Source organism: Fibrobacter sp. UWB1 (assembly GCF_002210325.1).
GTDB lineage: Bacteria > Fibrobacterota > Fibrobacteria > Fibrobacterales > Fibrobacteraceae > Fibrobacter.
In genome coordinates this window covers 94,001-119,226 of record NZ_MWQL01000005.1, presented here as the reverse complement: position 1 = coordinate 119,226, position 25,226 = coordinate 94,001, and the positions used below count along the sequence as shown (strand labels likewise).

Annotated in this window: 18 protein-coding genes, 1 tRNA gene, 1 other RNA gene and 1 pseudogene; 11 read left to right on the top strand and 10 right to left on the bottom strand. The window is 51.0% G+C overall.

From position 1 onward, the window contains the following. Nucleotides 1–97 precede the first annotated feature (97 nt). The 3 genes from ssrA (at nt 98) to lexA (ending at nt 3,619) form a co-directional block, all read left to right on the top strand. Nucleotides 98–457, top strand: a transfer-messenger RNA (tmRNA) gene (gene ssrA / locus B7988_RS05975). A 420-nt stretch (nt 458–877) separates the two neighbouring features. Continuing rightward, nucleotides 878–2,647: a PA14 domain-containing protein gene (locus B7988_RS05970; protein WP_170930550.1), complete on the top strand. Its 1,770-nt coding sequence runs from the start codon at nt 878–880 to the stop codon at nt 2,645–2,647. Between the two features lie 321 nt (nt 2,648–2,968). Then, complete coding sequence (gene lexA / locus B7988_RS05965) at nt 2,969–3,619, top strand: transcriptional repressor LexA (RefSeq protein WP_088657203.1); 651 nt, start codon at nt 2,969–2,971, stop codon at nt 3,617–3,619. 113 nt (nt 3,620–3,732) lie between these two features. Here the strand turns inward: lexA and B7988_RS15160 are convergent, their stop codons facing one another. Together B7988_RS15160 and B7988_RS05955 are read right to left on the bottom strand one after the other, a co-directional pair. Beyond that, entirely contained in the window at nt 3,733–4,821 is a 1,089-nt protein-coding gene (locus B7988_RS15160) for a hypothetical protein (protein WP_212668293.1), read from the bottom strand. Nucleotides 4,822–4,824: 3 nt separating this feature from the next. Continuing rightward, a complete protein-coding gene (locus tag B7988_RS05955) occupies nt 4,825–5,250 on the bottom strand; it encodes a peptidylprolyl isomerase (protein ID WP_073322228.1) in 426 nt (141 codons plus the stop codon). 258 nt (nt 5,251–5,508) lie between these two features. Here B7988_RS05955 and lepA point away from each other — a divergent pair, with 258 nt between their 5' ends. Together lepA and B7988_RS05945 are read left to right on the top strand one after the other, a co-directional pair. Further along, the gene (gene lepA, locus B7988_RS05950) at nt 5,509–7,329 is read left to right on the top strand and encodes a translation elongation factor 4 (RefSeq protein WP_088657202.1); all 1,821 of its coding nucleotides are present in this window, start codon (nt 5,509–5,511) and stop codon (nt 7,327–7,329) included. A 5-nt stretch (nt 7,330–7,334) separates the two neighbouring features. After that, the gene (locus B7988_RS05945; RefSeq protein ID WP_088657201.1) at nt 7,335–8,483 is read left to right on the top strand and encodes a S26 family signal peptidase; all 1,149 of its coding nucleotides are present in this window, start codon (nt 7,335–7,337) and stop codon (nt 8,481–8,483) included. Between the two features lie 171 nt (nt 8,484–8,654). Here B7988_RS05945 and B7988_RS05940 read toward each other — a convergent pair whose 3' ends face one another. Next, nucleotides 8,655–9,899 (bottom strand): DUF1015 family protein, encoded by a 1,245-nt coding sequence (locus B7988_RS05940; protein WP_349291491.1) that lies wholly within the window; start codon nt 9,897–9,899, stop codon nt 8,655–8,657. A 99-nt stretch (nt 9,900–9,998) separates the two neighbouring features. Then, nucleotides 9,999–10,496 (bottom strand): annotated as a pseudogene (locus B7988_RS15440) (DUF2062 domain-containing protein); the annotation flags it as partial. 82 nt (nt 10,497–10,578) lie between these two features. Here B7988_RS15440 and greA point away from each other — a divergent pair. Continuing rightward, nucleotides 10,579–11,046: a transcription elongation factor GreA gene (greA, locus tag B7988_RS05935; protein WP_088657199.1), complete on the top strand. Its 468-nt coding sequence runs from the start codon at nt 10,579–10,581 to the stop codon at nt 11,044–11,046. Between the two features lie 101 nt (nt 11,047–11,147). Continuing rightward, nucleotides 11,148–11,951, top strand: coding sequence for a TatD family hydrolase (locus B7988_RS05930; protein ID WP_088657198.1), 804 nt, complete (start codon nt 11,148–11,150; stop codon nt 11,949–11,951). Here B7988_RS05930 and B7988_RS05925 read toward each other — a convergent pair. The 3 genes from B7988_RS05925 to B7988_RS05915 form a co-directional block, all read right to left on the bottom strand. After that, nucleotides 11,939–13,984: an EAL domain-containing protein gene (locus tag B7988_RS05925; protein WP_088657197.1), complete on the bottom strand. Its 2,046-nt coding sequence runs from the start codon at nt 13,982–13,984 to the stop codon at nt 11,939–11,941. The two genes, B7988_RS05930 and B7988_RS05925, sit on opposite strands and share 13 nt — an antisense overlap. Nucleotides 13,985–14,108: 124 nt before the next feature. Next, nucleotides 14,109–14,181: transfer RNA gene (locus tag B7988_RS05920), tRNA-Glu, on the bottom strand. A gap of 60 nt (nt 14,182–14,241) precedes the next feature. After that, nucleotides 14,242–16,194: a peptidylprolyl isomerase gene (locus B7988_RS05915; protein ID WP_088657196.1), complete on the bottom strand. Its 1,953-nt coding sequence runs from the start codon at nt 16,192–16,194 to the stop codon at nt 14,242–14,244. A 148-nt stretch (nt 16,195–16,342) separates the two neighbouring features. On the opposite strand from B7988_RS05915, the gene nadB reads away from it, so the two are divergent. The 3 genes from nadB to B7988_RS05900 are packed head-to-tail and all read left to right on the top strand — an operon-like array spanning nt 16,343 to nt 19,762. Next, the gene (gene nadB / locus B7988_RS05910; protein ID WP_073322036.1) at nt 16,343–17,917 is read left to right on the top strand and encodes an L-aspartate oxidase; all 1,575 of its coding nucleotides are present in this window, start codon (nt 16,343–16,345) and stop codon (nt 17,915–17,917) included. 45 nt (nt 17,918–17,962) lie between these two features. Next, nucleotides 17,963–19,024, top strand: coding sequence for a serine/threonine-protein kinase (locus tag B7988_RS05905; protein WP_139261098.1), 1,062 nt, complete (start codon nt 17,963–17,965; stop codon nt 19,022–19,024). A gap of 27 nt (nt 19,025–19,051) precedes the next feature. Beyond that, entirely contained in the window at nt 19,052–19,762 is a 711-nt protein-coding gene (locus tag B7988_RS05900; protein ID WP_088657195.1) for a CvpA family protein, read from the top strand. A gap of 5 nt (nt 19,763–19,767) precedes the next feature. On the opposite strand, the gene B7988_RS05895 is transcribed toward B7988_RS05900, so the two are convergent. Further along, nucleotides 19,768–21,018, bottom strand: a complete 1,251-nt coding sequence (locus B7988_RS05895; RefSeq protein ID WP_249268875.1) for an amidohydrolase — start codon at nt 21,016–21,018, stop codon at nt 19,768–19,770. A gap of 82 nt (nt 21,019–21,100) precedes the next feature. Between B7988_RS05895 and B7988_RS05890 the strand changes: the two genes are divergently transcribed. Next, nucleotides 21,101–22,096 carry a GGDEF domain-containing protein gene (locus B7988_RS05890; RefSeq protein WP_088657194.1) on the top strand — a complete coding sequence of 332 codons (996 nt, stop codon included), beginning with the start codon at nt 21,101–21,103 and terminating at the stop codon, nt 22,094–22,096. Nucleotides 22,097–22,227: 131 nt separating this feature from the next. On the opposite strand, the gene hisD is transcribed toward B7988_RS05890, so the two are convergent. After that, complete coding sequence (gene hisD, locus B7988_RS05885; RefSeq protein ID WP_088657193.1) at nt 22,228–23,517, bottom strand: histidinol dehydrogenase; 1,290 nt, start codon at nt 23,515–23,517, stop codon at nt 22,228–22,230. 3 nt (nt 23,518–23,520) lie between these two features. Continuing rightward, nucleotides 23,521–25,224, bottom strand: coding sequence for a citramalate synthase (cimA, locus tag B7988_RS05880; protein ID WP_088657192.1), 1,704 nt, complete (start codon nt 25,222–25,224; stop codon nt 23,521–23,523). Nucleotides 25,225–25,226 lie beyond the last annotated feature (2 nt).

The following is a 25,226-nucleotide window of genomic DNA, read 5'->3' as shown; positions in this document are numbered from 1 at the left end:
TACGGGCCTTGCGCTCACTTCGTGAGCTTAAGGGCCTAAATGCTCGCTAGCTCGCATTTAGTCGACAAGTCGAACCCAAAGACCCCCGATTACCATCGGGGGTGCTTTGGTTTCGACAGGGTTACCGAAGTGTTAGTTGCAAGCCGAGGTCTCAGACGAGGGCACTCGTAAAAAAGTCTGAAAAAAAATAAGTGCTGACGAAAACTACGCACTCGCTGCCTAATTAACGGCAACGCCGGGCCTCATTCCGCTCCCATCGGGATGTACGTCCGGACGCAATATGGGATAGGATTCTTGCATGCCTGGGGCTAGAGTCCGAGATTCACTAGGCTGGTCAAAGTCCGCGCCGACCTTCTTGGGCGTAGATCAGACGAGACCTTAAATACGAAGGGAAAGCTTGTAGGAACGTGCATGGACGTGATTTTGGACAGGGGTTCGACTCCCCTCACCTCCAGAACAAAAGAAAGACTCACGATAAGTGAGCCTTTCTTTTTTATACGGGTTTATGGAATGGATTAGTCGAATTCACCATTAGTGAGCTCAGGAGCATCCGGACTCCCTTGCAAAAGAGATGTTTGGACCATGTATTCGAGCACATCCATTTTCGAAGTGACATATTCCTTTTTCTGATCCATTTTCTTTTTCTTATTCCTCTTCTATACCCATTTTGACCATTAATAGACAATCGTTTGTCTCCATGGTATATAAGTTTAAAGCCCGACGCTATCGTTGACATACTAGCCTCACCTTCAATAAATTAACATTTTCCCCATCATTTAAAGTGGATTTTAACCTAAAAACAGCCCTTTCGAACAAAAAAAATATATATTTTCCTCAAAAAGTCATTTTATCTTTAATGAAGTCAAGGGGGGCTTTCATGAAAAATACACTTAAATACTTTTTAGGGGTAATTCTCCTATTTTCTGTTTGCGCATGGAGCAAAGCATCTGATATCCTCATCGTCGTTGACGACGAAATGATAAAAGACAACGAAATCAAGAATGCCATAGACACCTATACGGATGACATCTGGAATACTTATCAAGTAAACGCTACTATCGTGTCTTTCAAATCCCAGAAGAACGGCGGGAAAGCCACCGACCTAAAAGAAATACTCGTAAGCAAGAAGGATTCCATCACGGGCGCCATCTTTGTTGGAGACATTCCGCGCGCTCAATTTGAATTCTACCAGAAAACACAAGAAGGATTCCGGTACCAGCGCTGGGTAACAGACCTTTACTTCATGGACCTTGACGGTGTTTGGAAAGACACGGCTGCCGGAGGCCCCGAAGCCCATGGCGGAAAGTTGTTTGACACCACCACGACAACGTTAAACTTCAATGTAATCAACGGTTCTCCGATACCAGGGAAGGTACCGGCAGATAGTTTTTCAATTGCATATTCCGGATACATAAAATCTCCAGTCACCGCACTTTGTTCCCTGCAACTTACCACGGACAACGACAGGCGCCTTTGGATTAACGATTCCCTGCTCATTGATGCATGGTTCAACAACTGGGACATTCCCTATTACAGCGCTTTTCAATTCAAGAAAGACAGTCTCTACAAATTCAAACTAAACTATGCAGAGGAATTTGGCGACGCTTATCTGACACTAAAATGGAAATGCGGGAATAATGCCTCCTATATACCAATCCCTGATTCCGTTTGGCGTCAAAATGACAAGAGCACACGCGGTCTCAACCAAACCTTTTACGGAAATATTTTCATGATAGATTCGCTCCCCGAAGAAGACATAAAGCACCTTTGGATTTCTGGAAAATCCAATGGAGTCTTTGACGGGCACTATTCCAAAAGTGGCGCGGTTTCTGATTCCTTTGAAATATGGGTTTCTCGAATTGACCCCAATACGGCTGGTTTCTACGGTAACCCAAAAACACTTTTATTGAACTATTTCGAGAAAATCCACAACTACTATCTCGGTTTGTTCAAGAAAGCTACGCGTAGTGCCATGTTCCTAACTGAGGAAGGAGGCCTAAACAATCCTCTCGACCAGAAATTCGTTGATGGTTTGAGCCTTCTTTATTCCCCAGACTCCCTTGATAAGTCTATCGCCGATGGACAGGAATATCTAGACAACATAAAATCAGATAAGTATGATTGGGCCCTTTATGGTGGGCACGGAGGCCAGACAGGCCTTGGAAACGGACTGGATATAACACAAGTGGAAAGGAACATGTGCGTCTCACCGAGATTCTTCCACTTTGCCTGCTGTGGTCCACTTACCTGCTATGATTTCTACGGCAACGCCAATAGTGCCTCTGTTGGAAGTGAGCATATCTTTAACACGATTAACGGCGGTTTTGTAAGTATCGGTTCGTCCAAAACCAGTGGAAGCGACCAAATGGATGGTTTCATGTACTACGCCTTTGAGCACAAGTTCATTGGCGAATCGTTCCGGGAATGGGTAAACGAAAGAGTGAAAAGGAACCAGTACAGTCACAAGGAAGACCTTTACGATTGGTTCTATGGAGAATCGATTATCGGAGATCCGATGCAAAAACTGGAAATGCCGGAACAAAAAACGATTCGCATCCATAAAGTCAAAGCACAACGGATGCCACAAAAAAACGGCAAACTGTACGACCTTTTGGGAAGAATCAAAGGCTTTTTCAACATCCAGTAATCAACCAATAAAACAAAGATTTTCGGCTCTGTCAAGCCTTTCCGTATTGCAGCGTTAAAAATTTTTATTCGCTGTAAATTGGCTGTGGTTATGCTGCGGCGGTCAGAATAGCCAAAACAGCCTAAAAGCTGCATTTTCGGGGTGAATTTGCTGGTTTCGAAAGGCTGACGGATTGGGAAAATTTTGCTAACCCAGGGTTGACATATAAAATGGCATGAGTGAGTCTTGTAAAATAATGAAATTTTGTGCAGTGAACCTATTGACAATTGCCCAATTGTGCATTATATTTGTGTATGTAATTTATTAAAGCGAGGTTTATACATGGAAAACAACAGCAAACGCAAAGAGCTAACCACCCGTCAAGAAGAAATCCTGGAATACATCAAGAAGTATTCCAAGGAAAACCGCATGCCGCCTACGGTCCGCGAAATCGGCAACCATTTCGAGATTTCTTCGACGAACGGCGTCCGTTCCATTCTCGCCGCCCTCATCAAGAAGGGCTACATCAACCGCTCCCCCAGACTTAGCCGCGGTATCGAAGTCGTCGACAGCGGCAACAACGAAGGTGCCGAAGCTCCGGCAAATACCATTGAAATTCCTATCGTGGGCCGCGTCGCTGCCGGTACGCCGATTCTCGCCGTGCAGAACCTCGAAGGCACCGTCACCATCGACCGAGATTTTCTCGCTTGCCGTTCTGACGTCTTTGCGCTCCGCGTCAAGGGCGACTCCATGATCAACGCAGGCATCCTCGATGGCGACCTCATTTTCGCGCGCCAGCAAAAGACGGCCGACCGCGGCGAAATCATCGTGGCCCAGGTCGACAACGAAGCGACCGTCAAGTATTACCACCCCGCCGCAGACCATATCGAACTGCGCCCGGCCAACCCGCGCTACCGCCCGATTATCGTCAAGAAGGACAAGCACTTCTCTATCGCCGGCAAGCTCATCGGCGTCATGCGCAAGGTGAACTAGCCGTAGCAAGCCCGCTCGCCGGGTTCGAAAAACTCGCTTATAAAAGAAATCCGCCCTCGTTTGAACCGGGAGCGGATTTCATATTTCCGAATAATCGATATTCCGTAGACTGACTATTCACCCATTTCGGCGAGATCTTCTTCAGCTTCCTTCAGGTCGTCTGCGTCCGGTCCGATAATATCGTCATCTTCTTCATCCAGGGAGTCGCCGTCCATGGCACCGAGCTGGTATTCCACCTTGCGGGCTTCCTTGGACTGACCGAGCTTGAGGATAGCGGCGCATTCTTCGCAGAATCCGAGGTGCTTGTCGACCCAGAATTCCGGAGACACGAGGTTGCGGTTGCAGCGCGTGCACATCTGCGTGGCAGCTTCGCGTTCGAACATTTTGTTCTGTTCTTCGAGTTCCTTGAGAATACGTTCCGTCAGTTCTTCCTGCGTTTCTTCGGCAAGGGACGACTTGTGGCGGATCGCAGAGGTCGGCTTCATGTCAAGGTTCTTGACATCACTAGACATCTTCTTCTTATTGGAGCGGTCTTCGGATTCGTCGACCTTCACGAACATGATGGTCTTGGAAAGGCGCTTGACACCCTGGAGAAGCACTGCGTAGGCGTAGTCCGGAGCGTTCTTGGACTTCTTTTCGACAACCGGAGTTTCAACAGGCTGTTCGACGTTTTCGACAACTTCGGCCGGCTTGGTGTTCTTTGCCTTGGCAGCCTTCGGAGCCTTGTCAGCCTTGACATCGGGTTTCACTTCGGGCTTTTCGACCTGCTTGGGCTGAGCCTTGGCGGGCTTTGCCGGAACAGGCTTTGCAGCCTTAACCGGAGCGGGCTTTGCCGCGACCTTCTTGGCCGGGGCCTTTGCAGGAGCCGCCTTAGCTGCAGTCTTCTTAGAGTCCTTCGCCTTCGGAGCGGGTTTAGCCGGAGCAGCCTTCTTGGCCGGAGCCTTCGGAGCCGGTTTTGCCGGAGCGGCCTTCTTGGCAGGAGCCTTTGCAGGCTTTGCCGGAGCGGCCTTCTTGGCCGGGGCCTTCGGAGCCGGTTTTGCCGGAGCAGCCTTCTTGGCCGGAGCCTTTGCAGGCTTGGTCGGAGCAGCCTTTTTCACTGCTTTAGCAGGGGCCTTGGCGGGCTTTGCCGGAGCAGCCTTCTTGGCAGGCTTTGCTGCGGGTTTCTTTGCCGGAGCCTTGGACGATACTTTCTTAGAACTCATAGATTACTTCTTTTCCACGATAGTGATGTTAATAATTTTATCATTGGGTTCAATACGGCAAACGACATCTTCGCCTTCGAGAACCTTACCGAACACCGTGTGCTTGCCATCTAGATGGTGCTGCGGCGTCTGCGTGATAAAGAACTGCGAACCGTTCGTATTCGGGCCTCGGTTGGCCATCGAGATAACGCCGGCTTCGTGCTTCAAAGAGCTGATTTCGTCATCGATCGTATAACCGGGGCCGCCCTTGCCGTTACCTTCGGGATCGCCACCCTGGATCATGAATCCGGGAATCACGCGATGGAACGTGAGGCCGTTGTAAAAGCCCTTATTTGCGAGATCAACAAAATTCGCAACCGTGTTGGGAGCGGACTTGAAATCTAGCGAAACCACGATTTTGCCTTCGTGTGTTTCAATAATAGCATCGATTGCCTTAATAGCGGAATAATCCTTGTTGAACACCTTTCCCTGAGCGAATCCAAAACTGAAAAAGCCAAGTACGAGGGCTGTCACAAGGGCAACAAAAACTAGAGGTCTTTTCATATCAACCATGATTGATGGTGCACATCTTTGATTTATATTGTTAATATAGCTTTTTTTGTCAAAGTCCATTGCGCATTTTCTATATTTAGCCCGAAAAATAGCAGGATTCACCCGGTAATTTCACCAGATAATCTTATCGTAATTATGCCGCAAAACGACAACATTAGAAATTTCAGCATTATCGCCCATATCGACCACGGTAAATCGACTCTTGCCGACCGAATGATTGAACTGACCAAGACCGTTTCGAAGAACGAAATGACGAACCAGCTCTTGGACGACATGGACCTTGAACGCGAACGCGGCATTACCATCAAGGCGCACGCCATTCGCATGGTGTACGAAAAAAATGGCAAGGAATACATTCTGAACATGATCGATACACCGGGGCACGTGGACTTCACCTACGAAGTCAGCCGCTCGCTCGCCGCCTGCGAAGGTGCCATCCTGGTGGTGGACGCAAGCCAGGGTATCGAAGCCCAGACGCTTTCGAACCTCTACCTCGCCCTCGAAAACGACCTGGAAATTATCCCGGTGCTCAACAAGGTGGACCTGCCGGGCGCACAGCCAGACCATGTGGCTCAGCTCGTAGGCGACTTGCTCGGTTACGACCCCGACAAGATTCCGCGCATTTCTGCAAAGACTGGCCTAAACGTGGACCAGGTTCTCGACAAAATTGTCGACGAAATCCCGGCCCCCAAGGGCGATACGGGCAATCCGCTCAAGGCTTTGATTTTTGACTCCGTGTACGATTCTTACCGCGGCGTGATCAACTACATCCGCATTGTCGAAGGCACGATCAGGGCCGGCATGAAGATCAAGATGATGAAGACCGGCGCCGAATACATGGTGACAGAAGTCGGAACCTTCAGCATGCGCCGCGACCCGCGCGAAGAACTGACTGAAGGCATGGTGGGTTACGTGCTTGCCAACGTGAAGACGATTAGCGACGTGAAAATCGGCGACACCTTGACCGATTCCGCCAATCCGGCTACCGAACCGCTCCCGGGCTACAAGGATATTCTGCCGATGATCTATTCCGGCATCTACCCCATCAACCCGGAAGACTACAAGGACTTGCGCGAAGCTTTGGAAAAACTCCGCCTGAACGATTCCGCCATCAGCTGGGAACCGGAAACCTCCGAGGCGCTCGGCTTCGGATTCCGCACCGGATTCCTCGGACTCTTGCACATGGAAATCGTGCAGGAGCGTCTGGATCGCGAATTCAACGTGGACATCATCACGACGGTGCCGAACGTGGAATACCACGTGTACATGAGTGACGGAACGATGGTAAAGATCGAAAGCCCCTCCAAGCTCCCCGATGCCAGCCGTTACGACCACATCGAAGAACCTTACGTGAAGGCACAAATATTCACGCCCAAGGAATTCGTGGGTGCACTCATGACGCTCTGCGAAGAAAAGCGTGGAGAATTCGAGACCATGGAATACCTCGACGAAGAAAAGGTGATTCTCAAGTATAACCTGCCTCTCGCCGAAATCATGTTCGACTTCTACGACCGCCTCAAGTCCGTAAGCCGCGGCTATGCAGGCCTCGACTATGCGCCAAGCGAATACCGCAGAAACAACCTCGTGAAGCTCGACATTCTGTTGAACGGAGACCCGGTGGATGCCTTCTCGGTGATTATCCACAAGGACAAGGCCCACACTTACGCCAACGCCATCTGCGTGAAGCTTAAGGACCTTATTCCGCGCCAGCAGTTCGACGTGGCGATTCAAGGTGCCATCGGCGGCAAGATCATTAGCCGTTCGACCGTGAAGGCGGTGCGCAAGGACGTGCTTGCCAAGTGCTACGGCGGTGACATTACCCGTAAGCGCAAACTCCTTGAAAAGCAGAAAGAAGGTAAGAAGCGCATGAAGAGCATCGGCTCGGTGGAAGTGCCGCAGAAGGCGTTCCTCGCCGTGCTTTCGCTTTCTGACAACTCCACGAATAACGGGGACTAAGTCCAATGTCCAGACTTTCGAGAAAGGTGAAAAGGCTGCAGCGAAAGAATTCGCAAAGCCATATCTTTCTCTTGTTCCTGTTCTTGTTATTCATTTGCGGAGCAGCCTTTGTCGCACGCCTTTATGCGATTGCGCCTGTCAAGATTATGGATGCGTCGATGACGCCCAAGTTCAAGGAACAGTCTATCCATTGGATGTGCAAACTACCGCAATGTCTTTCCAAAATCAAGGAACAGGACATTGTCTGGCTTTCGCTCAAAAGCGGCGAAACCATGGTACGCAGGGTGCTCGCCATGCCGGGCGACTCCATTGAAATCACAGACAAAGGGCGCGTGCGTACGCCGCACCGCAATTACAAGTGGAAGGGCGAAGACGCCTTTATCCAGAGCCAAACGATTTACGTTCCCAAGGCCGGCGACACGCTTTATTTTGACAAATTAAATGAGGTTGAACAAGACTACATTTTAGCCTACCTGCATACGCATGGCGAAAAGATTGCAATCAAGTCGACGCTCTGGCAGGGCGACCGCGAAATCAACATTGACCGCGTGGGAGCCACCAAGATCGCAAACCGCCAGGTAAGCCTTAAGGAAGTCGACTATTTGCCTTGGCAGGACCGTTACCTGATTGAGCTCCAGATTCGTCAAGCCGAGCCGGGCAACGCCCCCATTAAAATCAAGCGCGAACTGTTCCGCCTGAAGCCCGCCAAGCTCGAACTCACTCCCCCGCCCATGTCTTCTGCAGATTCTACCGCCTCCGATTCCATTAAGACCGATTCCGTGAAAGTTGCGCACGTCGATTCCAGCAAAGCCGCAAAATCCGACTCAACTCAGAATGATACAACGAAAAAAGATTCTGCGGTCGCTGCACCTGCAAAGCCAGCCCCTCCAAAAGAAGAACCGGAAAAATACTTGGATGAGCCCTTGAACATGATTGTCATCGAAGAAGACTGCTATTACATGACATGCATCAAGGGCTCCAGCTGCCCCGATTCCCGCGAACTCGGCTACTTTACGCACAAGGACTTTATCGGGCGCTACATGGAATGGCCGGACCGAATCAAAGTCAAAGTCATCTACCCCATTCAGCGTTACGCAAATCGCGCTTTGGACTATGCCCTTTCGCTCTTAGCTCCGGAAGAAGAAGAGGAGTGAGGTCGCACCTGCGGTGCTTTGAGGTATGAGGTCTCGGCACTTTTAGCGTATTTACAGTAAATACAAAAAGAACCATAAGGCGAAAACCTTATGGCTCATTTTTTAAGTTCTGAGCGAAACGGACTCAAAGGAGCTTTAGCTCCGAGCTCATCGCTCAAACCTGTTAAGCAATTAGTCCAGCGAGTGAACCAGGAGACCGTCGCGGAGCTTGGGTTCAAACCAGGTGCTCTTCGGCGGCATGATTTCGCCAGCGTCGGCGATGTTCATCAGCTGATCCAGAGTCGTCGGATACATAGCGAAGGCGCAGGCGCATTCACCGCTATCCACACGCTTCACGAGTTCGCCGAGACCGCGGATGCCACCGACGAAGTCGATGCGCTTTGACGTACGCGGGTCGTCGATATCGAAGAGCGGCTTCAAGATAAGCTTCTGGAGGAGAGCCACGTCGAGGCTGTCCACCGGGCCGAGGTTCTTGAGGTATTCAGCCTTGAAGGTGCAAGCGTACCAATGCCCGCCCATATAGAAGTTCACCTGGTTCTGCTTGGCAGGGCTCTGCATCTTGTCGAGGGCAACGATATCGAACACCTTCTTCATTTCGTCCATGAGCTGTTCCGGAGTACGGCCGTTCAGGTCCTTGAGAACGCGGTTGTAGTCAAGGATCTTGAGCTGGGTGCTCGGGAAGAGGATGGCGAGGAAACGGTTGTATTCTTCGTCACCGGTGTTGTTCGGGTTCTGTTCGGCGCGGTAGCTGGCGGCGCGAGCACCGGCAGCACTGCGGTGGTGACCGTCAGCAATGTAGCTAACCGGAACGGCTTCGAAGGACTTGCGGATGGCTTCGATTTCGGCGTCATCGTCGATAATCCAAACCGTATGGCCGAATCCGTCGCCCTTGCTTACGAAGTCATACACGGGCTTACGCTTGGTCACGGCACCGAACACGTCGAACTGGCCCTGGTCGCGGTAAGTCAGGAACACCGGACCGGTGTTGGCATTGGTGGCGAGCACATGGCGGAGTCTGTCTTCTTCCTTGTCGGCGCGGGTCAGTTCGTGCTTCTTGATAATGCCGTTAAAATAGTCGGCAGCGGGAACGCAGCAGACGAGGCCGTACTGTTCGCGACCGTTCATCGTCTGGCGGTAAACATAGAGGCAGGGCTTCTTATCGTAAGCGATCACGCCTTCGGCAATCATCTTGTCGAGATTTTCGCGAGCATGCGCATAGACCTTCGGATCGTATGCATCCACGGAATCAGGGAGTTCCAGTTCCGCACGAGTCACGCGCAGGTAGGAATGCGGGAGCCCTTCGGCCATGGCCTTTGCTTCGGCGCGGTTCATCACGTCATATGGGAGGGCAGAAATCGTTTCGGCTTCGGCCGGATTCACCGGGCGCAGCGCCTTGAACGGGTAAATGTGCATCATAGGGTGTTTTCCTTTGTGTGCTGCTTTAATTAAAGCTTCGTCTTCAGCAATCAAGCTCTGGATGTAGCTTGTCTTTGCATCCAGCCACTTTTTCTTGCGATAATTTACAATAAAATAGGCCAGGAAAAAGAAGATTGCACCGCCAATGGCAGCAACAATCGTGATTCCTATCATAAAGGCCGCCAAATGCCCAGCCGCATCGTGCCACAAGTGCGAAATGACCGAAATGCAGTTCTTGAAAGAAAGACCCTCGAATTCCGAAAGGAAGTCGAAATTGATCTTTTCGGGGTTTAAAATTTTGCATCCGATAGCGTAACCCGTGGGGTAAAAGAATCCGAACTGGGTAAGAGGGTTAGCTACGAAAGAAGCAACAATCCCAGGCACCTTCGGAAGCCTGAACAAGGCACAAAAGGCCACCGTGAGGATAATCGCTATGCCGATAGTGGGCCAAATTCCAATAAACACGCCGGCGGCAACTGACCACGCCACCTTCAGGGCATCCTGCCTTTTCGGGAACATGCGGTTATAATAAATACGACTCAGTCTCTTGTACTTGGACTCGGACTTGTCGATACGCTTATGCTTAAAATGAATCATTGCGGGGGCAAATTTAGAAAAAGTTACATCGCTCCTGCAATACAATTATCTAAAAGAAGTGATAAATTCTACATTTACAGCGATGAAACACTTGATTTCTAAAGAAGGCTTTGAAAAGTTCAAGGCGGAATGGGAACACCTGAAATACGTGGAACGCCCCGCCATGATCAACCAGGTGCAGGCAGCCGCAGCCGAAGGTGACCGAAGCGAAAATGCAGCCTATACCTACGGGCGCATGCGCGTGCGCGAAATCGACCGCAGGCTCCGCGAACTGGACCGCATTCTGGACGGCGCGCAGGTGGTCGAATCGCAGGCATCTGACGATGGCACTGTCCGCTTTGGCGCAACGGTCAAGATGAAGGACATCAAGACCAAGCGCGAACGCACCTACTCTATCGTGGGCGAAAAAGAAATTGACCCATTGCAAGGCCGCATCAGCATGAAATCCCCCGTCGGTGAAGCCCTGATGGGCAAAAAACAAGGCGACCAGGTGCAAGTCCAAGCTCCCAAAGGCCTGATTACATACGAAATCGTGGAAGTCACTTATTAATTCAGATTTCAGAATTCGGATTTCGGAATTAATAAGTAAGGCGGCAACGCCGCGATTAATTCAATTCTGAACTCAGAACTCCGAATTCCGAACTAATTACCATGTTCATTGATACTCACTGTCACTTAGATTCCTACGAACAGCATTCCGGCGAAGCCGTCGGCAATCTGTTTTCACGCCTCGCCCACGACCCGGACCAAAACATCCAGGCTCCCGAAGCCTATATTCATGTGGCATGCGATCCGGCGGACTTTGAACGCGCCAAGGAACTTTCAGAGAAATACCCGAATGTCTACGCCGCTTACGGGATTCATCCGGAATATGTTTTGACGGAAACCGCCGAAGACGAAGCAAAACTGCTTAAATACCTGAAGCACCCCAAGTGTGTCGCCTGTGGCGAATTCGGACTGGATTACCACTACGGTTCAGACACCAAGGCCGAACAGGTCAAGCTTTTCGAGCGCCATCTGGAACTCGGGCTCAAATCGGGCAAGCCGCTGGTTTTGCACCTGCGCGAAGCCGACGGCGACGCACTTGCCGTATTGCGTAATGCCGACCTTCGTGGAAGCAAGATTCATGTACACTGCTTTACGGGCTCGCCTAAATTCTGCGCACAATTGCTGGACCTGAAATACCGCGGAGCAAGCATTTTCGTAGGCTTTACGGGAATCGTGACGTTCAAGAATGCGCAAAACGTGCGCGATGCCGCAGCCCTCGTGCCCATGAACCAGATGCTCCTAGAAACCGACTCCCCCTACATGGCCCCCATCCCATACCGCGGAAAACCCTGCCATTCGGGCTATATTCCCTACATTGCACAGGCACTCGCCCAGGTAAAAGAAATCCCTGTAGATGAGCTCTACAGGGACTGCCGTGAAAACACTCGCCGTTGTTACGGAATATAACTTTCTCCGACGTAACCTCTTTCGATTACGGGGATTTCCTTTGCAGCCTTTTCTGCGGTTGCAGACGATGCAGGCATATAATGCTGCTGCAAGTATTCGTAAGCCTTCTCGGCCGATAGCGGCTTGCTGAAATAGAAACCCTGAATCAGTTTGCATCCTTCGGACTTCAAGAAGTCGAGCTGTTCCTCGCTTTCGACACCTTCGGCAATCAAGTCAAGATTCAAGGACTTCGCAATGCCAATCACCATGCAGGCAAACGAGGCGTCTTCTTCGTCATCGGTCACGTGGTCAATGAAGGACTTGTCCATCTTGAGCGTATGAATCGGGAACTGCTTGAGGTAAGAAAGGCTACTGTAACCCGTACCGAAGTCATCAATCGAAATCTGGATACCCATTCCCGAAAGAGCCTTCATGATCTTCACCGTCTTTTCGGCTTCGCACACGGCTGTGTATTCGGTAATTTCGAGCTTCAGGTTCTTCGGGTTCAAATGCGTTTCAAGCAACACCTGCTTGATATCGTCGATCATGTTGTCGAGCGCAAACTGCTTTGCCGAGAAGTTCACGGCCACCTGCAAGTCGGTATAGCCCTGGTCGGCCCAGGCCTTAGCCTGCAAGCATGCCATTCTCAAGATCTGGGCGCCCATCGGGATAATGAGGCCCGTTTCTTCGGCAATCGGGATAAATTCTGCCGGCGAAATGAACTTGTTTTCGGATTGGTTCCAACGGACAAGCGCCTCGAAGGCTGCCACGCGGTTTCCGTTAGAAACATCGACTATCGGCTGGTAGAACAGCACAAATTCACGCGCCTGGAGAGCCCTGCGGATGTCAAATTCGAGCTTGTAGAGCTTCATGGCCTTTTCACGGATGCCACCGCTAAAGAACTGGATTCCGCCATGGGCCACGCTCTTCTTCATTTCACGAAGGCTCGAGGTGACGTTCGCCATGATATCTTCGACGCAGTCTACTTCACGGTTGAGGGCCACCGCCATCGAAACGCCGATATAAAGTTCGCGGCCTTCCAACTGGATAGGCTGCTTTACCGCATTATGGATTCTACGGACTATGGACTTGATATCGTTATCGTCGTTATTGAACTGGATATCGTGCAAAACGATTGCAAAGACATCCGGACCGATACGGGCAATGGTGTCTCCGGTACGGCACTGCGCCTTAATACGGTCAGCGACAATGCGCAAAACGCTGTCGCCTACATTAATGGAATAAGATGTATTGATCGCTCCAAAACGGTCAATGTCCAGAAGGGCCACCGCAAACAGGTAATCGGGTCTCTTGAGAGCCATGTCGACATCGACCTTGAGCTTTTCAAGGAAGAACTTGCGGTTATAGACACCCGTCAGGGCGTCTTGATAGGCGTAATAGTAATTCTGCTTGGCCTGGGCCTGCTTGTCGGAATTTTCGTCGAGGGAACCCACAATGCGAATGGGGTGACCGTCTTCGTTCAGCTGCACGTGGCCCGAAAGCATCAAGCGGCCTTCGCCGGACTTGGCCTTCAACAAATTGATCATCATGCTGAACTTTTCGCCATTTTCAAGGGCGACCTGCAGAGCCTTCTTGAACTGGAGCCAGTCGCTTTCGACAATGCGTTCCTTGAGCAGGTCAAAGGAATCGAGCATAGTGCTTGCTTCGGCCTGCAAAAGCTTGATTGCGCGGTGTGACCAGTAGACTTTTCCGGTAATGACGTCAAAAGTCCAGAATCCGCTGGCGGAAATATCGACCATCATCTGGAACAGTTCGTCTCGTTCCATGAGGTCTTTCTTGAAATCACGGATAGGTACCGGATCGGCTGCCGGAGGGGCGATATTGACATCTTCGCGCATGCGCTTGCGGTTGCCAATAACCGGGAAACGATACAAAACAGCCACTATGACCAGGAAAAAGTCGGCAAGAATATAAGGGACCGCCCAAATTAGACGCTCCTTACCCGATAGAATTTCTGGAATGAATGCTGCAAAAAAAACACTTGCTATTACCAGCAAGAACCGTAACACCACTTTTTCGTCAAATAATCTCATTTACCCAATCCGTATGGGCATAATATATAAATAAATTTTAACAGTGTGACTAAAAATTTTATGTTTTTTTTAATAGTTGACAATTACACGACAACAAAAAACGGACCCTGCGGATCCGTTTTAATAGTGCCAAAGGGACTCGAACCCTTGTTACCGGCGTGAGAGGCCAGTGTCCTAGACCACTAGACGATGGCACCGAATGCTATTTGGTGTGCCGAAACAGCGACGCCAAATATAGCAAACCACCAATTTTCTGTCTAGTCTCTGTAGTAGAGGTCGAGATTGCTTTCTACAGCGGTCGAATTTTCGAGGTTGTTCACAAAATCATTGAACAAGCTCATAGCGACGTAGCTGCTGGTATTTGCAATTTCGGTCTTCACGGCTTCCTTAACGGAGGCTTCTTCAGGAACCTTCTTGGAGACGACCTTGACCATCACGGCACCGTTTTCGGTAGCGACGGCAGAGCTCCATTCGCCTTCCTTGGTATTTTCGAGAATCTTGGAAATTCGGTTGCTGCCATAGCCGAAGCCCGGCACGTAGCCATCGACAGAGGCGGTCACATGCTCCATATTCACCTTTTCAATCTTGTTTGCGGCAACAGCTGCAGAATCGGCGGCGCTATCAGCCGGAGCCCAGGCCTTCACCTTGTCGGCAACGGAAGCGAGGTAAGCTTCAGCAGCGGCAGCGGCCTTGTTGCGGAGAAGCGTATTCTTGATGCTGTTGAAGTACAGGTCAACGCTGCGTTCACCAGCCTTGAGTTCCTTGACCTTTTCAGCAACCACGACCCACTTGTTGTTCTTCAAGATCGGAGAAACCTTGCTAGCTTCGTCCGGGAGGTTTTCGTTCGGCCAGGCATAAGCGGCAAGCCCCTTCAGGTAACCGACACCTTCAATATTGTCGCCACGAGAAATCCAGTTAGAAGTGTGAACATCGAGGTTCAGTTCCTTGGCTGCATCGGCAAAAGTCTTGCCAGCATCGACAGAAGCCTTCACCTTGGTGAGAATGCCTTCGAGGCTATCGATTGTTTCAGAAGAAGCGTTCACGACGAGAAGGATATGTGCGACCTTCACGAGATCAGCACCGGTAGAATCCTTGGACTTGCCGAGGCTCTTGATGATGTGGTAGCCAAAGCGGGTACGAACCGGTTCGGAAACGGCACCAGAATCGAGACCGAAAGCGACATCTTCGAATTCCTTGACATAGACACCACGACCCACATAGTCGTCGCTCAAGACGCCGCCCTTTTCAGCAGTGGAGGCATCTTCGGAAGAAATACGGGCCATGTCTTCGAACGTGGTAGTCGAAGAGGAATCGGTCAGCTGGTAATAAAGCGTCATGGCATATTCGCGAATGCGGGCGTCATCGCCGGCAGTAGCTTCGACCGGGAGGTATGCAAATTCAAACTGGGCCATGTCCTTCTTGACAAAGAAGCTGTCGCGATGGGCATTGAAGTAGCCAGCGACCATCACGCTGTCCACGGCATTTTCGTCAGCCTTGAAATCTACACCGTTGACAACCGCCACCTGCAGTTCGTAGTCGGTCATGCGACGGTTAACATTCCAGTTCGCTTCGAGAGACGTCGGGTGTACAGAAGCGCCGACCAGCACTTGCAGTTGGCGAGCCGGAATCGTGTTAACCTTCAGGTCTTCTTCGAGCTGAAGCATCACACCCCAGCGGAAAGCTTCGGGAGTCTTGAGCCAAGCGTCGTATTCGTCCTTGTTGAAAGTAGAATCGGTAAGGAACTTCGGGAGGCTGGCAATATATGCATTGCTACGCTGCATCAGGTCTTCCTGGCTGGTAGCCTGCTGCTGGATCATGTACAGGCGGCGCTGGGCTTCCTGCACCAAGCGGGCACGCACGGCATCCGGATTGCGGCTGAATTCGGATTCGAGTTCGGCGACCGACGCGCTCAGTTCGGCTTTTTCGAACTGTTCGTTCAAGAGAATCTGGCGAACAAAGCTACGGAAGACTTCGCTACGCAGCTGGTTGTACTGTTCGTCCTCGAGGTGCTGGCCCTGGTATTGGTTTTGCACGATGTTCTTGATACGGGAGTCGAACTCGGCATAAGTAATCTTCTTGTCGTTTACAACGCCGACCGGATAGCTGTGTCCTTGGTTCGGGACACGGTCCATGGCCAAAAGGCCCACCACGATACCCGCGGCAAAGATAACGATAATCCACTTGGCTTTTTCATTAATCCACGTTAACATAGAGTAGACTCCATAGAAATTTTTGTCGGGCAAAATGTAGCAAAAAAAATCTATTACTTTTATTTTGCATTCAAATAATGCCGAAATAGCCGTTTTTTTCTATCTATATACACCGAAAAAAACAAAGTTTAGTCAACGGAGTTCGGTCATGTACGACATTTTGGTTCTGGGAGCAGGAATTTCTGGCTTGAGTGCAGCACTCCATGCCGCAGAAAAAGGCTTTTCGGTTGTTATTCTCACTAAGGGTGCGAAACCGGACGGCTCATCGAACTACGCTCAAGGCGGAATCGCGACCGTTACCGAAAAAACAGACAAGTTCAAGTTCCATATTGACGACACGCTGGAAGCTGGTGCAGGCCTTTGCAAGAAAGAACCCGTGAACATTCTGACCAAGAGCGGCCCAGATACCATTCGCCAGCTGGTCAAGTGGGGCGTGCAGTTCACCCCCTCGCCCGCCGACAAGACACAATTTGACTTGCACTTGGAAGGCGGCCACAGCCACCACCGTATTTTGCACGCCGCAGACCTCACCGGTAAAGAGATTATGCGCGCCCTGCTTTGCGAACTGCACAAGCACAAGAACATTCACTACATTGAAAACTGCTACATCAAGGACTTGATTTGCAAGGGCGAAGGCAAGAACAAGCGCTGCATCGGTGCCAAGATTATTCACCAGAAGACGGGCATTGTCGAAGACCTTTACGCAAAGGCTTCTATCCTTTCTACTGGCGGTGCCGGTCGTATCTGGCAGTACACGGTTTGCCCGCATGACAGCTGCGGCGACGGTATGGCGATTGCTGCCCGCGCAGGGGCCGCGCTGCAAGACATTGAATTCATGCAGTTCCACCCCACGAGTCTTTACGCTCCGAACCTCAAGAAGCCGTTCCTGATTTCGGAAGCAGTGCGTGGCTTTGGCGGAATCTTGAAAAACGACAAGGGCGAAGAATTCATGAACCAAGTGCACCCGCTGCACTCCCTTGCACCGCGCGACATTGTGGCCCGCGCCATTCATAGCGAAATGCAGCGCTTGGGCAAGCCCAACATGTTTATTGACTTGAGCGGTCGCACGCCGAAAGACATCAAGAGCCATTTCCCGAACATTTACGCGAAGTGCCTCGAGGCAGGAATTGACATTACCAAGCAGTGGATTCCGGTGGTGCCGGCCGCACATTACATGTGCGGAGGCGTACTGGTCGACACATGGTCCCGCACCGAGATTAAGGGCCTGTACGCCTGCGGCGAAGTCGCCGCTACCGGCGTCCACGGCGCAAACCGTCTGGCTTCGAACTCGCTTCTGGAAAGCGTCGTCTTCGCCATCCGCGCTGTCGACAACATTAGCGAAAGCGGTCTCCTGAAAGAAAAGATTGCTACAAGCAAGTCGAGCAAGAAAGAAAAGGTTTCGTTCACCAAGTCCGCCTACTGGCGCAAGCGCAAGAAGATTCTGCAGGACATGATGTGGACGCATTGCGGAATCGTGCGCACGGTTGCCGGGCTCAATCAGGGGCTCAAGGTTGTCGAAGAACTTGAAAAAGATGTCAACACCGCCATCAAGAACAAGGAAACCGAAAACCTGTACTTCATTGAATTCCTGAATGCATTGCAGGTATCGAAGATGATTCTGATTGCAGCACTCCACCGCAAGGAATCTCGCGGACTCCACTACATTCTGGATTATCCGAATCTGGACCCGAAGACGAAACACCATACGATTTACTTAAAGTAGGAAGTAGACGGTAGGAAGTAGACAGTAGACAGTTGGAAGTTGGACGTGGAAGGAAAAAGCGCAAAACCTTCAAAGATTGGCGGGTACACACCGACGCAGGAACTGGGTTCCGGCGCCATGGGCCAGCTGTGGCTTTGCCATGACAAGTCGCTCGACCGCATGGTCGTGGTCAAGCAAATGCAACAGGACATCGAAGACAACGATGTCAATGTCCGCCGCTTTATGCAAGAAGGCAATATCCTTGCGCACCTAAACCACCCGGCCATTACCAAGCCCTACGCCCTTTGGAAAGAAAAAGACGGCAAGCTTTCGCTGTCCATGGAATTCGTGCACGGGCTCACGCTTCGTCAGATTCTTGACAAAGTAAAACAGCCGCCTCTGTGGGTTGTTCTGAACATTTTGCACGAAATCCTTTGTGCCTTGGGCGAAGCTCACCGCAAGGGAATCGTCCACCGCGACATCAAGCCCGCCAACATCATGGTCGATAACGACGGGCGAATCCATTTGCTCGATTTCGGCATCGCGCATACGGAATCTCCGCTCAAGTTCAACAAGGGCGAAGACGCCGAACGATTAACGCAAACGGGCGCCATTCTCGGTACCGTCACTTACATGAGCCCCGAACAGACTGTCGGCGAAGAAGCCACTCCGGCATCCGACCTGTTTGCCGTAGGCATCATCGCAAGCGAAATGCTCATGGGCCAAAACATTTTCCGCGGCACGAACTTTAGCGACACGCTCCAGAGAATCCAGAAGCTCCGCGTCACCGAAAAGGCATTTGACAAGGAACTCCCCCGCCGCTTAAAGAAATTGATCGCAAAGATGCTGAACAAGGATCCGCACAAGCGTCCGCTCACCGCATTCGATGCTGCCGAGCAAATTTCGCTTGTCATGCGCAATTACCCGCGCGACATGGTTCCGTACATGGCCATGTGGATTTACGCCATCAAGGATTCTATCAAGCAGAAAACCGACTCAATCGACGAAACGCTTTTCACCGAACCCCCGATTTATCCGACGCATATCAAGTTCCACTTTTTCAAGGGACTTGGCATCGGCGCTATTATTGGCTTTTTAATTTGTTTTATCATTACACGTTTTATTTAGGCAATCTTTTTTTAGAAAACAAATTCCATGAACGCAATAGACATTGTCTGCCTCATCATCATTCTTTTTCTCATGTTGCTCGGTTTATGGCACGGATTTTTCCGCGGGATATTCCGACTGATTGCCTGGGCCGCAGGCATTGTGGGCGCCTATTTTGCATGCGACTTGCTTTCTGACTTTGTTTCAAGCACGTTGCAGGCAAGCGCATTTTCGACAAAGCTCGTTTGCATGTGCATCGGATTCCTGGTTCCGTTCCTGCTGTTCCTGTTTGTAGGGCGATTCCTCCAGCACATTACCGAAAACACGACTGTCGGTAAAGCCGACCGGATTCTCGGAGGAATTTTCGGAGTCATCAAGGCATTGCTCATTTGCTTTGTGCTGCTGACGATTTTGCACCTGTTCCCCTTTGGCGGAATTATTCCCGAAACCCGCGACACCGCGTTCGCTTACGACGCCTACAAGGCATCTCTTGAATTGATGGGTTATTCTTCGAAGCCGGTGAACTTGCTCGATGTCGCCGAAAAGAAAGCCAACGAAATCACCAAGTCCATTACGGACAAGGCCGCCGAAAAGGCATCCGAAGCAGCCAAGGATGCCGCCGACAAGGCAACCGAAGTTGTCAAAGAAACGGCCAAGGATGCCGCCGACAAGGCAGCCGAAGTCGCCAAGGAATCGGTCAAGGACGCCGTCGACTCGCTCAAGAGCACCGCTAAAGAAGCAAAAGAAGCCGCTAAATAGCCGTCTTATTTTGTTGCGTACTTGCGCGCTTCTTTAATAATATCGTCTTCGCCGTCGACGTGATGATTACGCATCACGAACTTGCCGTTACAAATCACGGAATGGATAGCGCTGGAATCGCCTGCGTACACCCAGTTGCTCACTAAGTTGTAATTGGGCACAAGGCGTTCATTCCTCAAGTCCAGCAACAAGGCATCCGCCAAGAAATCGTCGGCAATCAGGCCCGCCGGGATTCCATAGGCAAGCGCCGTATTCGACGTCGCCATTTCGAAAGCCTCTACCGCAGGCAACGCTTCGGCGTTACCGCCCTTGCGTTCCACCTTTGCCAAAAGCGAAATCAACTTCATTTCTTCGTGCATGTCGAGGTTGTTGTTCGACGACGCGCCGTCGGTACCAAGCCCGACAAGAGTACCGCTATCCAAAAGCGCATTCACCTTCGGAATTCCGCTACCGAGTTTCAAGTTCGAACACGGATTCAGTATCGCCGCCGATTCTGATTCCGCCATCAAGGACATTTCATATTCGTTCAGGTGAACGCAATGCGCAGCCACAAAGTTTTCGCCCAGAATTCCCCACTTGTCAAGGAGTTCTACGGGAGTACAGCCATACTGCTTTTGACAGTCCTTGACTTCCTTGAGCGTTTCAGAAAGGTGTGTATGCAGAATGTAGTTTTCTTCGCGGGCCACCTTGGCGCAACGCTTGAAGATTTTTTCGCCAACCGTATAAATGCTGTGCGGCATCACGGCGAGCTTGACGCGGTCCGATTCAAAACGGTGATCTTGCAGGAACTTGAAATTTTCTTCAATATGTTCGGGCGTATCCAAGTTTTCGGCAATCGTTACGCCAATAGAGGCTCGGATTCCCATTTCCTTCACCACCTTCATGGTGACTTCGCGACGCCAGTACATGTCCGAAAAAAAGACGGTTCCGGACTTGATCATTTCAAGCACGGCAAGGCGCGTTCCGATTTCGATATCCTTCGCCGTAAGTTTTGCCTCGAAGGGCCAGATGTATTCCGTGAGCCATTTCTGGAGAGGCATATCGTCGGCATAGCCACGCAAAAGTGTCATGGCGGCATGAGTGTGGCCATTGTAGAACGGTGGCACTATGGCAAGCCCATCGCACTTGACAATTTCGGCATTCTCGTAATCGCGCTTGGAAAGTTCACGACCAACCTTGGCAAATTTCTTGCCCGAAATCAAAATATCCTGTTTTTTTCCTTGAAAAAGCACGGATTGGAGTATCGTTTTTGCCATAATTTTCACTCATGAAACTGATTTACACGAAAAGTAGAATATTTCGGGAGCGTTTTTAGCGGTTTTAGTATATAATTATGGTATGAAGATGGACGAACTGGAAACTCTCCCTATTTCAAGAGCCCAATTTCAGAAATTGGACATTTTCAAGAACGTCGCTTTTGAAAGCCTCGCCGGTTATCTTCTCGGCTGCAAAACCATTACCGTGGAACCGGGAACATTGCTCATCGACCTGAATCAACCCAAGCGCCGATTGCTGATTTTGCTTGACGGCATGCTCCAAGTCGTCATGAAATCCAAGGGAGGCTCTTTTTCGGACAACATTCTTCCCGGACACTGCGCAGGCGAAATGTCCATATTCGACAACGTTAAACCCAGCGCCCAAGTTTTTGCAAACGAGAAGAGCACGCTTCTCGTGATTGATGCTGGTACCGCGCTAGCCATGCTTAACGCATCGCACGACTTGTGCCTCAACTTCTTGCAACTGCTAAGCAGCAGACTTCGCAACAACAACAAAGTCGTCTGCGAAGAAGAATACCACATTCGCTGTATCGAAGAAAATGCGAAGGCGGATTCCCTGACCGGACTTCACAACCGTCGATGGCTCGAAGAGATGTACACCCGCGAACTCAAGCGCAGTAACGAAGGCGATTTTCACCTTTCGGCATTCATGCTCGACATTGACCACTTCAAGAATATCAACGACACCTTCGGGCATATCGCCGGAGACCAGGTGCTCATTGCCATCGCCAAATGCATTACGAATTGCCTAAGGCCCTCGGACATGCCAGTGCGTTACGGCGGCGAAGAATTCACAGTGTTTCTACCGAATACAACTAGCGAAAACGCTAAAATCATCGCAGAACGACTGCGTTCCTGTGTCGAAAAAATGCAAATAGCGCTCTCTTCGGGCGAGGTCATCTCCGTTACCGTAAGCGTGGGCTTTACCGAAAGGCAGCAAGGGGATACCGTAGAATCAATCATCAAGCGCGCCGATGACGCCTTGTACTACGCCAAAGAATCCGGGCGCAACCGCATATGCCTGAACCTTGGCGAAGACTCCATGTTTTTGTTTTAAAAACAGGTCGGGCGCTAACGCGCCCTTTCAGGTATGAGGTCGTTCGCCTACGGCTCTCTTTGAGGTATTATTTTTCTCAAAGCGAGTGAAACGAGCGTCCTCAAAGCAAAGCGAGCTCATAGCTCACTGCTCTAAAGGCGCTTGAGGACGGCAGCGGCGTGGTGGATAAAGCCTTCTTCGGTAGCAACGGCGGCAATCGCCTTCGCATTCTTCTTGATAGCCTTTTCACTGTAGCGGATAATGCTCATGCGCTTGAGGAAGTCGTAGACACCGAGCGGGCTGAAGAAACGGCCCGTGCCGTTAGTAGGCAGCACATGGTTCGGGCCAGCAAAGTAGTCACCCACTGGCTCGGAGGACCACGGGCCGATAAATACGGCGCCAGCGTTCTCGATTTGAGCGGCCATAGATTCGGCTTCGGCGGTCATCACTTCCAAGTGTTCCGGAGCAATGCGGTTCGCGATTTCAACACCGTCGAACCAGTCCTTCACCACCAAAATGCGGCCGAAGTTGCCGAGCACCTTTTCGAGGAGTTCTCGCTTCGGGGAATTTTCGACCTGCACATCGACGCAAGCAGAAATCATCTGGGCGGTTTCCATATTGTCGGTAATGCAAATGGCAGCTTCGAAACCGGAACCGTGTTCGGCCTGGCTCAAAAGGTCGGCAGCGACAAAGTCCGGATCGCAGGTGTTGTCGGCCATCACGAGCACTTCGGAGGGACCTGCCACCATGTCGATATCGACAACGCCGAAGACTTCTTTCTTGGCGATAGCGGCAAACACGTTACCCGGTCCCACAATCTTGTCGACGCGTTCCACAACCGTCTTGCCCTTGACATCCTTGGCACCGTATGCAAGCAGGCCAATCGCTTGAGCGCCACCGATGTGGTAGACTTCATCAATGCCGAGTTCCTGCAGCACGAATGCCACAGCACGGTTGATTTCGCCCTTGATCGGGGTCACCACCACGATATCCTGAACGCCCGCCACCAGAGCCGGAACGGCGTTCATAATCACGGTACTCGGGTAAATGCCCGCACCACCCGGCACATAGAGGCCCACACGCTTCATGGGGCGAATGCGCTGACCGAGGACTACTCCATCGGCCCCTTCCATAAGCCAGGATTCTTCCATCTGGTTCTGGTGGAAATCGCGCACGTTCTTGATGGCTTGCTTCAAGGCCTTCTGGAGTTCCTTCGGGCACTTGGCGGCAGACTTTGCAATGGCGGATGCCGGCACGCGGATGTTCTTGCCCTTAAGGCCATCGAACTTCTGGGCGTATTCCGTCGCCTTGGCGATGCCACCCTTCTTAATATCGGCAAGGATCTGCATTACCTTGTCGTGAATTTCCCTGCTCGGGGCAACTTCGCGCCCGCAAATACGTTCGATTTCAGCAGATTTCGGAGTAACTTTTACGATTTGCATGGATTATTTCTTCCTTGATACACCGGCAAGATTGCGGACCTTGCGGGCAGTCAATTTTTTCGTTTTAGATGAAGCGGTTTCCTCTTTTACGGGAGCCGTCGCAACGGGTTTCACGTCCAGATGCTTGTAGGCACCTTCAATCACCTTTTCATCGACAAGAATCTTGTAGGTCAAACCGTCAACGAATGCCATCCAAGACGCTTCGATAATGTTGCTCGAAACACCGACCACATTCCAGTATCCCTTCTCGTCGCCAAAGGTCGTCCACACGCGAACCGTTGCGTCAGAAGCCACCTTGGAACCAAGCACACGCACCTTATAGTCATCGAGTTTGACCTTCGCCATATTCGGGAAGAACGGGAGCAATGCCTTGCGGAGGGCCGCATCCAAAGCATTCACCGGGCCGTCGCCTTCGCTCACCTGATGACTAATCTTGTCGCCAATCTGGAGTTTTACAGTCGCCTGCGAAACAGACACGCCCTGCGGAGTCTTGTCTTCAATGACTCGGTAATTCAGCACCTTGAACGGTTCCTTGACCATTCCCAAGTGGCGGTACACAAGCATCTTGAAGCTCGCTTCGGCACTGTCAAAATGCCAGCCGGCGTTTTCGCGTTCCTTGATTAAAGAAAGCAGACTTGCCACCACCGGGTCCTTCTTGTCGATACCTGGCTTAATGGCCTTGAGTTTTTCGACCACCAGAGAACCACCCGCCTGGTCGCTCGTCACAAACACGCGATCGTTACCGACGGCATGCGGGTCGATGTGTTCAAAGCTGCGAGACACCTTCATCACGCCATCGATATGGGCTCCACCCTTATGGGCAAAGGCGGCATCACCCACATACGGAGCATGCGGGTCGCTCGGCAAATTCACGATCTGGTCAATGTTTCCGCTCAGCTGGCGAAGTCTTGCAATCTTTTTCGCTGCAAAGAACTTGGCTCCCATCTTGAAGTGCAAATCGGCAGCGATAGTCGTAAGGTTCGCGTTACCGCAACGTTCACCAAAACCGTTCACCACGCCCTGCACCATGACGGCACCGTTCTTTACGGCATAAATGCTGTTGCACACGCCAAGGCCAGAATCATCGTGAACATGGATTCCGATAGGAGTCGAGATACGCTTCTTGACATCCTTGACAATTTCTTCAAGTTCCCATGGCATGGTTCCGCCATTGGTATCGCAAAGCACGATATAGTCGGCATGGCCCTTTTCTGCGGCGCGCAAGGTTTCCATGGCATACTCGGGATTAGCCTTGTAGCCATCGAAGAAGTGTTCTGCATCGTAAATGACTTCTTCGGAGTTTTCCTTGAGGTATCCGACAGAAGATTCGATCATGTCGAGGTTTTCTTCGAGCGTCGTGCGAATCACGTCTGTCACATGCAGGTCCCAGCTCTTGCCAAAAATGGTCTTGACCGGGGCACCCGACTTCACAAGAGCCTGCAGCAGCGGGTCCTTTTCGGGAATCGTTCCGGGACGGCGCGTAGAACCGAACGCAGCAATCTTCGCATGCTTCAGCTTAACTTCCTTAATCTTCTGGAAGAATTCTTCGTCGGTCGGGTTACTCGGATTGGGCCAGCCACCTTCGATATAGTCAAAACCGAAATGGTCCAAAAGGCGTGCAATCTGCAACTTGTCCGCTAAAGACAAACTGATTCTGCGATCCTGGTTACCATCGCGTAGGGTCGTGTCGTAGAGAAAAACTTTCATGA

Bases quoted from the DNA above. Each gene is read 5' to 3' on its own strand.
- B7988_RS05970 (WP_170930550.1), top strand. From the start codon at position 878: ATGAAAAATACACTTAAATACTTTTTAGGGGTAATTCTCCTATTTTCT.
- lexA (WP_088657203.1), top strand. From the start codon at position 2,969: ATGGAAAACAACAGCAAACGCAAAGAGCTAACCACCCGTCAAGAAGAA.
- B7988_RS15160 (WP_212668293.1), bottom strand. From the start codon at position 4,821: ATGAGTTCTAAGAAAGTATCGTCCAAGGCTCCGGCAAAGAAACCCGCA.
- lepA (WP_088657202.1), top strand. From the start codon at position 5,509: ATGCCGCAAAACGACAACATTAGAAATTTCAGCATTATCGCCCATATC.
- B7988_RS05945 (WP_088657201.1), top strand. From the start codon at position 7,335: ATGTCCAGACTTTCGAGAAAGGTGAAAAGGCTGCAGCGAAAGAATTCG.
- B7988_RS05940 (WP_349291491.1), bottom strand. From the start codon at position 9,899: ATGATGCACATTTACCCGTTCAAGGCGCTGCGCCCGGTGAATCCGGCC.
- greA (WP_088657199.1), top strand. From the start codon at position 10,579: ATGAAACACTTGATTTCTAAAGAAGGCTTTGAAAAGTTCAAGGCGGAA.
- B7988_RS05930 (WP_088657198.1), top strand. From the start codon at position 11,148: ATGTTCATTGATACTCACTGTCACTTAGATTCCTACGAACAGCATTCC.
- B7988_RS05925 (WP_088657197.1), bottom strand. From the start codon at position 13,984: ATGAGATTATTTGACGAAAAAGTGGTGTTACGGTTCTTGCTGGTAATA.
- B7988_RS05915 (WP_088657196.1), bottom strand. From the start codon at position 16,194: ATGTTAACGTGGATTAATGAAAAAGCCAAGTGGATTATCGTTATCTTT.
- nadB (WP_073322036.1), top strand. From the start codon at position 16,343: ATGTACGACATTTTGGTTCTGGGAGCAGGAATTTCTGGCTTGAGTGCA.
- B7988_RS05900 (WP_088657195.1), top strand. From the start codon at position 19,052: ATGAACGCAATAGACATTGTCTGCCTCATCATCATTCTTTTTCTCATG.
- B7988_RS05895 (WP_249268875.1), bottom strand. From the start codon at position 21,018: ATGGCAAAAACGATACTCCAATCCGTGCTTTTTCAAGGAAAAAAACAG.
- B7988_RS05890 (WP_088657194.1), top strand. From the start codon at position 21,101: ATGAAGATGGACGAACTGGAAACTCTCCCTATTTCAAGAGCCCAATTT.
- hisD (WP_088657193.1), bottom strand. From the start codon at position 23,517: ATGCAAATCGTAAAAGTTACTCCGAAATCTGCTGAAATCGAACGTATT.
- cimA (WP_088657192.1), bottom strand. From the start codon at position 25,224: ATGAAAGTTTTTCTCTACGACACGACCCTACGCGATGGTAACCAGGAT.